This window comes from Ruegeria sp. HKCCD7628 (genome assembly GCF_057221005.1).
On record NZ_JBWVBA010000023.1, the window covers coordinates 1 to 14,833 of the forward strand.

General features: G+C 51.5%; 10 protein-coding genes and 2 pseudogenes. 3 read left to right on the forward strand and 9 right to left on the reverse strand.

The features are described from left to right. Window positions 1-213: 213 nt before the first annotated feature. Window positions 214-1,068, reverse strand: coding sequence for a 6-hydroxymethylpterin diphosphokinase MptE-like protein (locus tag AC2TAD_RS21760; RefSeq protein WP_480870571.1), 855 nt, complete (start codon window positions 1,066-1,068; stop codon window positions 214-216). Window positions 1,069-1,568: 500 nt separating this feature from the next. On the opposite strand from AC2TAD_RS21760, the pseudogene AC2TAD_RS21765 reads away from it, so the two are divergent. Together AC2TAD_RS21765 and AC2TAD_RS21770 are read left to right on the forward strand one after the other, a co-directional pair. Then, a pseudogene (locus AC2TAD_RS21765) lies at window positions 1,569-2,737 on the forward strand (UDP-galactopyranose/dTDP-fucopyranose mutase family protein). Window positions 2,738-2,833: 96 nt separating this feature from the next. Beyond that, window positions 2,834-6,385 carry a glycosyltransferase gene (locus AC2TAD_RS21770; protein ID WP_480870573.1) on the forward strand — a complete coding sequence of 1,184 codons (3,552 nt, stop codon included), beginning with the start codon at window positions 2,834-2,836 and terminating at the stop codon, window positions 6,383-6,385. 49 nt (window positions 6,386-6,434) lie between these two features. On the opposite strand, the pseudogene AC2TAD_RS21775 reads toward AC2TAD_RS21770, so the two are convergent. The 8 genes and pseudogenes from AC2TAD_RS21775 to AC2TAD_RS21810 form a co-directional block, all read right to left on the reverse strand. Then, window positions 6,435-7,103 (reverse strand): annotated as a pseudogene (locus tag AC2TAD_RS21775) (transposase); the annotation flags it as partial. 490 nt (window positions 7,104-7,593) lie between these two features. After that, window positions 7,594-8,493 (reverse strand): SMP-30/gluconolactonase/LRE family protein, encoded by a 900-nt coding sequence (locus tag AC2TAD_RS21780; protein ID WP_480870576.1) that lies wholly within the window; start codon window positions 8,491-8,493, stop codon window positions 7,594-7,596. 121 nt (window positions 8,494-8,614) lie between these two features. Further along, window positions 8,615-9,535, reverse strand: a complete 921-nt coding sequence (locus AC2TAD_RS21785) for a phosphoglycerate dehydrogenase (RefSeq protein ID WP_480870579.1) — start codon at window positions 9,533-9,535, stop codon at window positions 8,615-8,617. A 10-nt stretch (window positions 9,536-9,545) separates the two neighbouring features. Beyond that, window positions 9,546-10,307 (reverse strand): acylneuraminate cytidylyltransferase family protein, encoded by a 762-nt coding sequence (locus AC2TAD_RS21790; RefSeq protein ID WP_480870582.1) that lies wholly within the window; start codon window positions 10,305-10,307, stop codon window positions 9,546-9,548. Next, a complete protein-coding gene (locus tag AC2TAD_RS21795; RefSeq protein WP_480870584.1) occupies window positions 10,249-11,037 on the reverse strand; it encodes an inositol monophosphatase family protein in 789 nt (262 codons plus the stop codon). The genes AC2TAD_RS21790 and AC2TAD_RS21795 overlap by 59 nt, the downstream gene beginning before the upstream one ends. Before the next feature lie 2 nt (window positions 11,038-11,039). Then, entirely contained in the window at window positions 11,040-11,666 is a 627-nt protein-coding gene (locus tag AC2TAD_RS21800; protein WP_170756219.1) for an SIS domain-containing protein, read from the reverse strand. Between the two features lie 34 nt (window positions 11,667-11,700). Next, window positions 11,701-12,678 carry a hypothetical protein gene (locus AC2TAD_RS21805; protein WP_170756220.1) on the reverse strand — a complete coding sequence of 326 codons (978 nt, stop codon included), beginning with the start codon at window positions 12,676-12,678 and terminating at the stop codon, window positions 11,701-11,703. A 2-nt stretch (window positions 12,679-12,680) separates the two neighbouring features. Then, entirely contained in the window at window positions 12,681-13,745 is a 1,065-nt protein-coding gene (locus AC2TAD_RS21810) for a Gfo/Idh/MocA family protein (RefSeq protein ID WP_480870587.1), read from the reverse strand. Between the two features lie 201 nt (window positions 13,746-13,946). On the opposite strand from AC2TAD_RS21810, the gene AC2TAD_RS21815 reads away from it, so the two are divergent. After that, window positions 13,947-14,687 (forward strand): hypothetical protein, encoded by a 741-nt coding sequence (locus tag AC2TAD_RS21815; protein WP_480870590.1) that lies wholly within the window; start codon window positions 13,947-13,949, stop codon window positions 14,685-14,687. Window positions 14,688-14,833: the final 146 nt, after the last annotated feature.

Genomic DNA, 14,833 nt, shown 5'->3' on the forward strand with positions numbered 1-14,833 from the left:
TATACCCCTGAAACTCAGGGGCTTGAATCACGCAGCCAAGTCGACGGCAACCAAATTAATAGGTCCAGAACCTAGGGACCACGAGATTGGTGAGCGGCAGTGAGCCGCCTGTTTGGTTTCTTCGCCAAAAGACCACGCAGAGTACTCGGTTACCTCCTGCAGGCAAAAGATACTATTGCCTCGATGGACCAGAACCCAATCATGCGGTAACAATTAAACTTGGCCAGTCAAATTGGGCCTACCACTCGAGCTACGGGCTAGGACACTCTCCAGTTCCTCACTCTCAAAGACATTCAGCCTCGTGCGTCTGGAACAATTGACAATGCGTACACCCAATTTTTCCGCTTCCGTGCGGGCTTTTGCATAGGAAACCTCCAGAACATGCAAATTTGGTGAGTGCCATTTTTCCCCCGGAAGGCGATAAAGCGGGTGAAAGTGGTTCTGCTCTCCGTCGCTGACCATAACACCCTTTTCGCCCTCAGAGACTTTACCGTCGGTATATTGGTGGTCCAGACCCAGCAGGCAGATTTCTGTGAAACCCATGGCTATCGCTAATTGTATCTCGGTGTAAACTATTGTTGACCCCCACGCGATCCCGCTGGACAGGTCTGGATTGAACTCAGGGAATTCAGAATCTTCCAGCGGGTTATCCCAGTTTTTGGGTGGTATCAAAGGAAAACACACCGCACCTTCGAATCTCTTAGTGTCAGAAAAAAAATTGGCCGGAAACAGTTTTTTGCATCCAGACAGTTTTTGTATTTCATCAATGCACTGAGTAAAAACCAGCTTATCTTCAACACAATAGAAATTGGGACGCCAGGATGTTTGATCGTAAATCAGAAAAATTTTATTGGAAGCAAACGATATCTCATCCTTTATCTTTTCAAGGTCCGAAGCGGTAAGGCTTGGACCATTCCCAATGATAAAACATCTATTTCCTGCGTATTTTTTGGTCAATCCGTTTAGGTAGTTTTTATCCTGCTTGCTGACATTTGAATAAATTCTGGTCCGATACCCGGGTACAAAAGCACGCTGCAACTCTCTTTTGATTTTCCATAGTGGAACCATGATAAATTACCGAGCTCCAAACTTGATAACCTTTTGAGCGGCCATTAGTTCTAGTGACAACGAGGCAGTTTGAGCAAAACTCAAAGTTCCACTCATCGCGTAACCCTAAGCAACCCATACAGGGTTGTCCAGAAGACAGCGCGACCAGGGTTCGTGTTGGAAATGAGTTCGTAAAAATACTCAAGTCGTCACAAGAGAACTAGGATCTACTTCCGTGGCAGCTCCTCGTTGGAGCGAAAGCAAAAGACAGACCTTGCTCATGGATCGTCTTCGGTGGCTGCTCATTTCTAGCTTTTCAGCTGCCTAAAAGGGTGCGCCGGGAAGACGGGCGATTGTTATTTCTGATGGATTTTTGTGCAGATTCTTGCCTCTAATCCATACTGTTTAGCTGCGTCGCCTTCGCGGCCTTGGGGCACCGGGCAGATCCCACAAGTGTGATTGCGTAAAGACAGGTACTCTATTAACACTTGCGCTGATAAGACCATATGGTTGGGCAGGGCATGACAAAAAAATATCTGATGGTGGGGACCGGGCTTTCAGGTGCCGTAACCGGTCGCCATTTAGCCGAAGCTGGGCATGATATAACTATAGTCGACAGCCGCAATCACATCGGTGGGAACTGTCATACTGCCCGCGATCCTGACTCCGGCATGATGCTCCATGTGTACGGCCCACACATTTTCCACACAGATGATGACGAAGTGTGGGGCTACGTCAACCGGTTTGAAGAATTCCTGCCCTTTAAAAATCGGGTTAAGACGACCTGTCGTGATCCAAGTGGCAAGCGAAGCGTTTTTTCGCTTCCAATCAATTTGCACACCATCAACCAGTTATTCGGCAAAACAATGTGGCCGGACGAGGCAAAGAGATTTATCGCCGAAGAACAGGCGGACAGCAGCATTGTTGTTCCAAAGACTTTTGAAGACAGGCGCTGCGTTTTGTTGGTAAAGATCTGTATGAAGCCTTTTTCAAGGGTTATTCGATCAAACAATGGGGCATGCACCCGTCTAAGCTGCCTGCTTCCATCCTGAAACGGCTACCAGTGCGATTCAATTATGACGACAATTATTTCTTTCATAAATTCCGGGGCATGCCCAAAAACGGCTATAGTGCCATGATACGGGCGATATTGGACCACCCCGGAATCACAATTCACCTGAACACAAGCTTCGCTCGCGCGATGGGAGAGGGTGATGATCATGTGTTCTATTCCGGCCCGCTCGACGAGTATTTTGATTGTGAGTTGGAGCAGCTGGGATATCGAACGCTTGATTTCGAACGGTTTGACTATGACGGGTATTATCAGGGATGCGCAGAAATGAATTACGGCGAAGAGACCGTACCTTACACGCGCATTACAGAGCACAAGCATTTTGCACCTTGGGAGGAACACGAAAGCTCTGTCTGTTATCGTGAGTTTTCGCGCTCGGCAGAGTTCGGAGATATTCCCTATTACCCAATTCGCCAAGTCAAAGAAAAAGAACTGCTGAGCGCATATGTTGATCTTGCCAATGCCACTCGCGGCGTAGCGTTTGTAGGCCGACTTGGTACATACCGCTATCTTGATATGGACGTGACGATTCGAGAGGCTCTTGATACCGCCCGTGGGTTCGAGGCTAAAGTGACTGACGGCGAAGAAGCACCAGCATTTTTTATCAGACCCGTATAGAAATTGCCGTGCAATTGCGATCTAACGTATTGCGTCGCCGGCCCGATCAGAAAGAACTTTCAATGCAAAAATCTTTCGGTAACGAGAATTTCCGAGATGTCTAAAAACGCAATTGTTTTTACAGCCAACACCATGCATGTGGCGCAAGCCAATTTGATGATAGAGTCCCTGTTCGACCCGGAAAAAGGTAATTTCAATGGGGATTTGTGGGTCATCTCGACCCATCTGAGCGCAGGGTGCCAGGAATACCTCGAAAGCCGTGGAATCCGCTTTCTGATCAATCCACTGACCAGCTTCCAGAACTGGAAATACCGTCGTGACATAGCTCGATCTCAACCTGAATTCCTGCGTGGAAAACTGGAAGAAGACGACGCTTTTCTTCTGTACCGCAACAAGAGAATGAGCAAGCTGATCATCAATGATTGGGTGGAAAAGTTCGGTCGAAACTATGACGCTGTGGCGTTGTGCGACAACGATCTTTACTTTCAGCGTGATATAAATGACCTGTTTCGTCGTACCGCTCAGTCTGATCCAGATGCGTTATGGTATTGGCAGGAAGAAAACAGAAATTTGCCGGGCACCAACCTGTGGATGAAAAATGCTCACTATTCCCGACTTCACGCAAGCGACGGGTTGGATTTTGGCCAGCATGAAATAAACATCGGGTTTGTGATCTCTTCCCCCAGGACAATGCGTTCGATATTCCGGCGGGTCGAAGCGCTTTTCTCAAGCTGTCACATCGAACTGTTCCGGGACTGCCTCTGGCACGATCAGGATCTGGTGCGGTTGATCCGGGCCCAGGATCCCAAGCTGTTCCGCTTGTTTGAGGAAGGGGATGTCCTGCATCTGTGCAACGGCGGGGAAAATCTGCTGGACGAGCGTAGCCCGCAAGAGTTCTTTCACAAGAAAACAAAAGAAAAACCGTATGTTGTGCACTTCGCGGGTGGCGCTTGGAGGGGCTATCGTTCAATCGCACCATCCTATTTGGTCGACGAAAATGCATATTTCTTTGTGGAAGAGCAAACGGAACGGTTTGATGAAATCCGCCAGTTAACCGATTACGACCCGTTTGACGCCCCGTCGCCGTTTTTCACCGAGCACAACATAGAGACCAAAGCTGCAGCCCGCGAAGAATGGATGAAGTTGACGACCGACAGCCAAAAGAAGCGGATGCTGTTCTTTTCTTGGCTCGACACCGGTAGTCATCGCCCACTGCGCGGCACATTGGCGGATTTCCTCGACAACAACGAATTTGACCTAGCGGTTATCGATGGAAACGTAAACGCCAATGGCAATGACGGGCTGATCGCCGAGGATTTGCCTGACCTGTTGGCTCATGTGACACGCACGGTTTTCAATAATCGTTTTGGCCGCCAGTTCGGACTTAGACGAAGCGATATTCCCGAAGAGGCAATTTCGGATGCGATCGCCGCTTTGGTCAAGGAATATGGATGTTCGCAAAGAAATGCCCGCGCAGTGGCAAATGCGGCATATATTTATTTAAGTAAAGCAATATCTTACTACAGACCGGATGTCGTTGTTGGCTGGGGTGCCTATTTGTTGTGCTCGCGAATCCTTAGGCAAATTTGCAAGCAACGCGGCATCCCGTTTCTAACCATGGAGCTCGGTGTTCTTCCAGAAACACTGGCCTTTGACTGCCTTGGTCACATGGGCGAAAGCTGGGTCGCCCAGAATTTTGACGCCTTTAACGCATTGCCGTTGGCGGATGCCGACAGGTTAGCCGCCAAAAATTATCTCGAGAAGACCCGGCGCGATCGGCCAACGCGGAACGTCAAAATCGATGTTTCGCCATCCGATTCGAACCAGCTTTTGAGGCTAAAAAGTTCAGGGAAAAAGATTGTCGCCTATATCGGCAGCAATTGTGCCTTTTCCGGCCATGTGCCCTACGACGACAACGCCCGGACCTATCATTCACCTTTTTTTAGCGATAATGACGATGTTGTTCGCAACTTGTCCGAGGCATTTGCGGGCGATCTGGGCACCCACCTAGTCTACAAGCCCCATCCCATTTCGATCACGCGCGGACTGGACCTTGAAGACGAGTACCCCAATGTAACGGTTTTGAAGGACGTTAACCTTGATGACTGCCTGCAGATTGCCGACCTTGCGCTGGTCAAGGTTTCGCAAAGCAACTACGAAGCGTTATTGCGGGACACTCCTGTCCTGATGCTTGGGCGCAATCAGTTGAACGGGTCTGGCGCGGTTTATGAACTGAGCGGCAGGGACGCTCTCAGAGACGATATTTTGAATGCCCTTCAGTTAGGCTTAACATCGGCGCAAAAGACGTCATTCGAAGATCATGTCGCGCGGCTTTTGAAGTATTACGTATATTCCGTTTCGGGTGCAGAATTTGGCCGCCCGCAGTTACAAGTCACGGAAGACATAGAGGCGTTGCTCAACGCATTCGGGCCTAAGCATCTGGAAGCCGAACAAATTGCACTGAACGCGCATAACAAGTCTGCGCAACCTGTTGAGGGAACGCCTGCTCTCTCGATCATTATGCCGGTCTTTAACGGCGAGCAATATCTGGCCGATTGTATCGGATCGATATTGTCACAGAGTTTTGGTGATTTTGAACTTCTCTGCGTAAACAACGGATCCACTGACGGGTCGCAGGAAATCCTGGATTATTTCGCCCGCCGAGACGCGCGCGTGAAGCCGCTTTATCAGGAAGAATCCAACCAACGCTCCGCTCGTAACCTTGGGGTAAAACAAGCTAAAGGCACATACTTGCACTTCTTTGACTGCGACGACCTGCTGGTCCCTAATGCGTATGAAGAGCTACTGTCAGCCATGCAGAAAACGAAAGCAGATGTGTTGTATTTCTTTTTCGACGAGCTTTACAACGTTTCCAAAACAGGCCGGCCTCGGCATCGAGAATTTCAGAACTATTTGCCGCAGCAGGGGCTTTTTGAGATGGAAGAGCAGCATAAGCGCCTGTTCGCGCAATATCCCTTTCCTTGGGCAAAGGTGTTCAAGGCCGATTTCTTTCGCGACAAGGACCTCTATTTCGATCTCGATTGCGCCAATTTCGATGACAACCCACAGAACTTGCGCACCTTGCTTTCCAGCCAGAACATATTTGTGCTCAACAAGCCGTTCTACAAGTTTCGAATAAACCAAAACTCAATGACCCAATCGGTCAATCCGCGTGTGATCGGAATGCTGGACGCTGTCCGGCTGATGAATGAAATTTTTACCAAATTCGGTCGCTACGACGAGTTCCAAAAATACTACGTTCCCTACAAAATCCACCTTCTGCACTTTGCCTGGACCCGATTGCCGGAGGATTTGAAAGAGGCATATCTGGCTGGTATCCCGAACCTGTTCCTTTCCGGGGACGATGAGTACTTTGAACGCGACGACCTCGCGTCTATGTTCTCTTACATGTCGCCGGAAAAAGTGGGATTTATTCGATCCGCTTTGCGCGGTGAGATTCCGAAAGCTGTTTCGGGGTCGCGCGATACTCAATTGGATGGCGGTTCACGGAACACCGGTTGGATGCGCCCAAAGGCAGACAAGTCAAAGAAGCATAAACGTATATTTAGGTCTTCGAAACGATATGCACGTGGCTTGGCTCATTCCTTGAAGCGCGCCTCTCGCACTTTGCGCGGCCGTCGTAAATAGGAACTGTGGAGGTGCCCGTCGTCAAGGGTTTTGGGACAGATGGCCGCGCTCCGAAGTAGGCGTCAGCCGGTATGAGGTTTTGCAGGCTCTCGTGACAGCCCCGGTGGCGGTAGTAATCGACAAAGGCGTCGATCTGCTGCCTGAGATCACCGGGCAGGTAGAAGTTGTCCAGCAAGACGCGGTTCTTGACAATCTGATGCCAGCGCTCGATCTTTCTCTGAGTTTACGGATGGTATGGCGCCCCTTGAACATGATCGATTTCCTGCTCTTCCAGCCATTCAGCAAGTTGGCCAGGGATCAAGCGGGTCCCGCTGTCGCTGAGCAGCCGCGGCTTGTGGCAGACGGTCGCCTGGGCACAGCCCGACGCCTGCAAAGCCGGGTCCAGCGTATCGGTAACATCACTGGCTGTCATCGTTGTGCAGAGCTTCCAGGCGATGATGGATCGGCTGTTATCGACTATGATCGTGCCGACGTAAAACCAGCCCCAGCGGATCACCTTCAGATAGATAAAGCCGGTCTGTCGTAGCTTGTTCGGCCGTGTTGTCTTGTCCTGGAACTCGTCTGCGGTTGACAAAACCACATAGGCCGGGCTGATGATCAGATCGTGAAACTTGAGGATGCGATAGACAGAAGCTTCTGACAGAAAGCACTTTTCTGTGCCAGTGAAGCGAAAAGCCGATTCACTTGGAGAAGGCTCACTTTCATTCATATCCAGATCCTTGGTCTTTTCGCCGTGGCGATGCTTGGTTCCGGGTTTGTTTCTCATCTCCACACCTTGGCGGTTACGATCAGCCAGACCCCCCCTCTTATCAAGTCGACTTAAACTGTCCCGTTGGCGTTGAGTTGATGTTATTCAGACAGCCTATCGCCTCTCTCGGCAGTGCAGCGAACCTGCGACAGCGATATCGACCGTATTGATGCGTCGGCTCGATCACGTCGGCTACTATTCTGTCTTCGTCTGCGGGGTTTTATGAAGGTCATGGATGCGACTAAGTGTATCTAAAAAGCCTATTTGATCCACTTGGTATAAGATGGGCGTCTGTCTGCCTAAGACAACAAACTGTTGGCAGAGTTCGTGGACCATTCGGTTTTCGCACAGTAGCGGCTGCCGCTTTTGAGATCCGGCCCAACATCTCTGAGCGTTCGCACCGAAAATGGGCTCAAATCGCCCGCAGAATAGGTTAGCACAAAGTCAGGTTACCACATCGTTATTTGAGAATAACGCGCGGTTCAGCACAGCCACGAACATCCAAATGAACAAGAAACGTGTTTCCGGCATGTTCAAGCCACTTCGAACGATTTTCGGGTACCTTCTGGCGCGCCGTCGTCACAAAGAGATGCTGAAAATCCTGACCCCCAAACGCAGGGCAAGACGTGTGGCCGGTTGGGAGATCAATCGCGGACAGGAAAGCTCCTTCGGGGCTGTAGCGCGCGACGCGGGCCGAACCCCATTGAGCGCTCCACAGGCATCCTTCTGCATCCACCACAGCACCGTCTGGTTTGCGTTCAGGATGGTCATCTGTAGCGCGCAAATCGACAAAAATCGCCGCCTCGTCCAATGGCCAACCGTTTTTGGGGTCAACCCGGATACGCCAGATGATACGGGTTTTGGTGTCGGAAAAATACGCGCAGTCCCGGCTATGGTCGAAGCAGATGGAGTTGGGAGTGCTCATATCGCGCTTCAAAACCTGCAATTCACCGCCCCCATGGTGATCCGGACGCCAGCGATAGAGCGTTCCCATGCCTGTATCTCCGGATTTGCTCATGGTGCCGACCCAAAAGCCACCCCAGGGATCGGCTCGACCGTCGTTGGAGCGCGTCAACGGGTTGTCGGATTCGATGTCGCAGAGCATTTCTTCGGACCCTGACACGAGGTTGAAGCGGCTCAACCCGGTTTCGCTGGCAATCAGCAGATGGTCCCGGTCAATCCAACCCGCAGCGCTGACATTACGGTCGAATTGCCAATTAAAGGACTGGGTTCCGACGCGCGACAGGAGTTTCGAATTGACGATATCAAACCAGAAAAGCTGCTGGCGCTCCGGATGCCAGATGGGGCCTTCGCCAAGGGTACAGGGGCGATCATCAAAAATCTTCGCTTGATGGGTCATAAAAAATCCAAACAACAATGCGCCTCAGACGTATTCCTAGACAGCCTGATACCCGTCACATGAAGTCGGCCACCAAATTCACCTCTCTCTGTCGATCCCGCTTGCATAGCGCCCCGCACGATTACAACCCCAGGTGCCGGTACAGATTATTCAACGTGTTTTCATGCACATATTCGATAGCCTGCACGGTGCTGTTGGCATTGTGGCTTGAAACGGCGACGTTTTCGAACTGCAGCAGCGGATGATCGGTGGGCAAAGGTTCCTGTTCAAAAACATCCAGCGCTGCGGCTGCGACTTTGCCACTTTGCAGCGCGGCAATCAGCGCCGCTTCATCCACAAGCCCGCCGCGCGCCACGTTGCACAGGATCACCTGATCACGGGCTTTTTCCAGCGTATCCGCGTTAATCTGATGATAGTTTTCAGGCGTTTGGTTACAGCACAAACAGATCACATCGGCTTGATCCAGCAGGTCATCAAACGAAACGATCTGCGTGCCGTCCGGAGCTGAATCTATATGGGGATCATGCGCAATCACATTCATGCCCAGACCGCGCGCCCTTTGGCCCACCCCTTGACCGATGGCGCCATAGCCTACAACACCCATGGTCTTTCCTGTCATTCCGGGAAAGCGCCCCTTCGGCCATTCACCCGCGCGGATCATCCGGTCGGTGCGCGCTAGGCGGCGTGTCGCGGCAAGCAACAGGCCAATGGCATATTCGCTGACCGCATCCCGGAACGCGCCCGGCGAATTGCAGACTGGCACGTTCAGGCGCTGCGCTGCTTTAAGGTCAATGCTGTCGATACCGGTACCCCATTTCGAGATCACTTTGAGCCGCGGCAAATAAGACTCAAGAACGGTTTTCGTGATCTGATCATCACCGGCGAGCCAACCATCCACGCCTTGGGCATATTCCAGACACTGATGTTCAGCCATGAACTGGTTCACTTCGGGCCAGATAGGCATCAACCCTTTTTCCCGCAAAACCGCGTCAAAACGATCTTTTTCGTTTATCATCATGATGTTGGAAACAAGCACATGCATGACTGAACCCTTATGCGTTTTTGCGTTTTGCCAGAACGCCCAAAAGAGCTTCGGCGATATCAAGGTCTTCCTGTGTTTTTATCACGTGGCCCGAGATCGCACTCACTGGGTAAAAGGCGATCTTGCCATTGTAAGTGCCGATGGTGCCAGCTTCTACTGCCTCAATATAGGACTTTGCACGCCAACCGGTGATAGACCAAGTGACGCGTTGGGTGGGCTCCAGATCTTGTGAGTTGGTTTTCTCTTTGAACGTGAAGTTGACAGGCTGATCTCTATACGCCACTTCAATCCGGTCTTGGATGCAAGACAGCATCACATCCGCGTCCGATGCGATAAACGCCTCGGCAAAGTTCTTTACTTCTTCAGCTGTCAGTAAAGGTGCGATCGAATGCACCTGAATAAGAAGGTCGCAATCGACGTTTTTCAGGAAGTCATAAACAAACTGCTCTGATGTTGCGACCGAATTGCCCAACTCCTCGGGGCGCTTGTAAAAGTTGATACCGTAATGATCAGCAATGGATCCGAACTCTGCATTTTCCGAATTAACGTAGACCTCGTCAAAGCAGCCTGAGGTCTTGCATTTCTCGATCGCGTGGGTAATCAGCGGTTGCCCTGCTAGCGGGGCAAGATTTTTCTTCTTCAGTCGCTGGCTACCCATACGAGCGGGTATCATTGCTATTGTTTTCATGTCTTCCTTCTCATCGATAGCCAGCTTAGACGCAACTGCGGGCAAATAGCGGCTTTTGCTTCTCAAAAATTTCCCGAGGCGCACAAAGGCTTTTTTGATCGTTGTCTAGTCTGACCGGCGCGTCACCGAGATCATAGCTGGCATAGCGCAGCCCGGCCTCCTGCGCGATCAGGGCGCCTGCCATGTCATCCCAGCCTTTTGCTTCCCGGCTAGCGACAAGGCTGACGCGTCCGGCTGCAGCGTAACACAAATGCAATGCCTGGCTGCCAAAATTGCGCAGTTTAAACATGGTCAGCAACTGTGCAAGCGCGTCAGGCGCGACAATTGCAAAATCCTTGAGCAACCCAGAGGACACAATTGCCAAATTTGATTGTCTGGGCTCGGGAAGCAAGGGTTCTTCGTTCAGGCGGGCACCGCCGCCCTTCTGCGCCGAATAAAGATCGTTTTGTACGATATCATACACAGCGGACAGCGTCGGTTCGCCGTCGATCATCAAAACCACAGCAACACTGTAAACGGGTAACCCGGCAACAAAGTTCACGGTTCCGTCCAACGGATCAACCAGCCAGAGTGGACCTGAACCCTCGTGCGGGCGGTAGTCTTCCTCTCCTACTACTGAGGAACCGGGAAGCAATTCCTGCAGCCTAGCCTTGAGCAGCCTTTGCATGTTCAGGTCCACATTGGTGACCAAGTCCAAACCATCTGAGCCTTTGCTCCAGATTTCTGGCTGCTCGTTGAACACCTCCTTCACCCAACCTGGCAGTGCTGCGCACAACGCCGCACGTATCCCGTCTAGCGCTGGCTGACCAGACATGGTCAAAACTTACGTTCTGCAATAAGTGCTTCGTCCATATTTGACATACGCATATACTGGGTCAGAATATGAATGAATGACATGTGGATATCTTCGATGACGCCGTAGTTCGTGGCTTCAACATGCACGTTCACGTCCGCCATGTCCTTTGATCGCCCGCCTGAAAACCCGGTAAACGAAATGGATTTCATGCCAATGTCCTTTGAGACTTCAAGCGCCCTCACGACATTTTCGCTGTCTCCCGACGAGCTTACGGTCCATAGTAGATCACCGGGTCTGGCCATGGATTGCAGCTGGTAGGCAAAAACCTCGGCATATGAAATGTCATTTGCCAGCGCCGAGTTCATTTCGGTATGTGCGGAAAGAGACATGAAACGCGGTGTTAGCTCTGTGTCTGTACGTACGCACTTCAAAAAGTCACACAGTGAGTGGTTGGCAATACCGGCAGAGCCACCATTGCCGCAGATGTAGATGAAGTTGCTCGCCTGGATTGTTTCGATTAGCAACGCACTAACCTGGTCCAATGCACTCATATTGCTTAATGCTGCAGCCTTGGAGAGGGTGTCGAAGTACTGGCCAGCAAAGCTTTCACAACTCGAAAAACGTTTGTTTGGGAAAAAGTCTCTCATTTCCATTCATCCTTCGAAGATGGGTCGGTCACTCTTAGGTTTCCAAGACAAAGCGCAGAACCCCGGATCTCAGGCTGCGCTGTAGCAGGATTTGCAAGTCATGCAAACGGTTCTGGTCAGCCTCGCGAAAAAAACCAGACCAGAATGGGATATTTGAATTCTCAGTGGTCTTGAAGTAGCGATCCAGAATGACCGCGTCCAGCCGACCGGGCGTTGAAATTTCAAGAACCGAAAGCCTGACCTTTGCGCAAAGTGCCTCAAAGCCCTTGATCGAAAAAACGGTCAGCCGATCGAGCGGAATAAAACTTGGGGAATCCGCCCCCAGGATTTCATACTCCAAACCGTCCGCGCAGGAACTGGCTATGAAAATCACAGTTCCAGCGGGAACCGAGTGCTTGATTGTCCGAACCAGGGCCTCGGGGTCGGCGACCCTATCTAACTCTGTCGGCATCAAGACTGCCCGGGGCGCTATGTTCCTGAGACGTTCACCAATATTGTCAAATCCAGCGTTTTCGAGGCTGAGCGGCAAAAAATCCCAACTACGGTTGTGGCTTAACCGCCGCGTCGACTCGGGCCAGGCGGTCGCATGCGAGGCAAACCGGATGTCGACAACTTTATCAAGCGGGCGCTGCAGTCGCGCCTCGGTCAGGCTGATCCAATTCATGAGCGAGATGTATTCAAACTCGCGGGTATTGCCTGTATCTCCGGTTTCTTTCCGACTGATGATGTCAAGCCGCAGACGGTCCAGCGTTTGCTGGCTGGGAACACGCTGCGCATAAATGGTGTTGCAGTCTGAGCAGCGCTGAAATTCCAGCAGTGTCTGGGAAAAGTTCTTGCTCTTGGCACAATCTCCTCCGCAGGCCGGACAATTCCGACGCACCGTCCACGTCGTATCGCGATCCAGCATCAACTCTAACAATGCCTTGTTACGCGCAAGACGGTATCGAGCGGGTTTTTCCCCGGTGACGGTATTTACATCGGGAAGATGATCAAGGAAAACAGGTGTTTGCATTGTCAGATTGCCTGATCGGGAAGCGGGGTTTGGTCTTGCAGTATTCGATGCCACTCTGGATCAGCGGAGTAAATTCTCTCGACCAGTTCCATCACATCCAACGCTTGCTGAGAAGTGCCGCAGCGCAACGGTTCTTCCTTTACAACCGCGTCATAGAACTCGGCGACTTCCTTGTCCCAGGACTTGTCTTCCGTAAAACGCAATTCCTGACTTTCCGGGTTCGGGATTGGATTTCCGGTTGTATCCAACCTGTTTAACGCAACCGTCAGCACCTCCGTTCCATAGCTGCCCGAAGCCGAGAGGATGCCGTCCACCGAAACAAAACCATTGCGCAAGTAAAGCTCGAGCCGAAACGTGTGTTGCCACTGCGTTGCGGAAGAGTGGACCGAGGCAACGATGCCATCAGCGTTCTTCATCAGCGCGAAAGCGTTGTCTTCAACCGGAACATCTGTCCAAAAATTGCGCTGGACATAGCTTTGTACATTCTCAAAACGACCAGCAAACATCTGAAACAGATCTAACATGTGAATGCCCTGATCAATCAAAATGCCACCACCAGATTGTGCCGGATCGTTGCGCCAACTCTGCGCATAGTCCGGGCCGCCCGCCTTGCCGTAAACGCCTCGCATGAAATAGAGCTCGCCCATTGTGCCAGCGTCGATCAGCTTCTTTGCCTCTTCTATCGCGTCATGGACCCGGTGATTGAAGCCAAACTTCAAAACCCGATCTTTTGCCGCGCGCTCAGCTGCTATCATGCGGCGCACATCATCCGAGCTACGACCGGGTGGTTTTTCCGAGAACACATGTTTTCCGCGTTCCAGCGCCGTGCAAACCACATCCGGGATCATCATGTTTGGGACGCTGCAAACAATGATGTCCGGATTGAAGTCATAGACAGCCAAAGGGTCAGTAACCATAGCAACATTTGCATCTGGATCCTGCGATGTGTCGCAGGCTACTACCACTTCGAACCCGCCGTGACGTTCCATGGCCTCGTGACGAATCCGTCCCATTTTACCATATCCTACAATGGCCACACGCAAGGTCATGAACAAGTCTCTCTTCATCGCGGCAAAGTACCAAGCAACGTTCTGAAACCGTGCAATAAAGTCTGAACGCCAAATCGTGGCGAATATATCAGGCTGCAAACCCTGAGCAAGTTGGAATTCCTTCCAAGGCGTGAGCACTCGCCAATTGAGAAAAACTTCGTTTGCACTGCGCTTATTCAGCGTTATGGATTACCCGACACAGGGGATTGCAGTAGAATTATGGATCAAAAACGCTCAAAATACCTCTGCGCAGCGCTCTCGCGGGCCCGAACAGCAGGGCGCCCCGCTCTGCTGGAAAAGTCAGACATACCGGAAAACGTGTCCGAGGCATATGCCATCAGCTTTGCGCAAATGGAAAAAACCGCGGCGTGGAAAGTCGGCGGGGCCAATCCATGGTCGCGGAAAGTCTTCCGGAATAAAGACATTTTCATTGGCCCGCTGCATCCAGAAGAGTTGTCCGTAAAAACTCCGTCCATTCCAGTTGCCCATCTCAATGCGCCACTGGCTGAACCGGAGATTATGCTCGAGCTTGTGCAAAGTAACAATGCTGGCGGCGATGTGCAGTTTTCCCGCATGTCGATCGGGTTCGAAATTCCCGCATCGGTTCTTCCCGAAACGTTGAAAACAAATCTGAACGGACAGATCGTGGACCGGGCCGGAGCTGGTGCGCTTTGGATCACCGGGGTCACTCCATTTGATCAAACCATCTTGCAACAGGAGTTTTCATGCCGCACTTGGCGTAATGGAACAGAAACCCCATGCGGCAGTTCCACCAATCTGTCCAAGGGTCCGCTAGGAGCTGCTTTCGAGTTTCTTCAGGTTGCGAGCAATCTTGGCGCGCCGCTACTGCCAGGGCAATGGGTCGCAACGGGTGGCCTTAGCCCAGCTTTCCCAGTTAGAACTGGCGATACTCTGCGCGTTAAAGCCCTGGACTGGGATGAAAGCCTCAACCTGATCTGAGGCGCGACTTGAGTTCCGGTCTGGCGCCAAACATCCACACAAGCCCGTGGTCCGGTCGAACCAAGGTTCGTCTTTAGGTTCTGGCCTCATCGATTTACAGCCAGAATAGCACGTTTGCTGCTAGAGCGATGGCCGACAGGAAGACT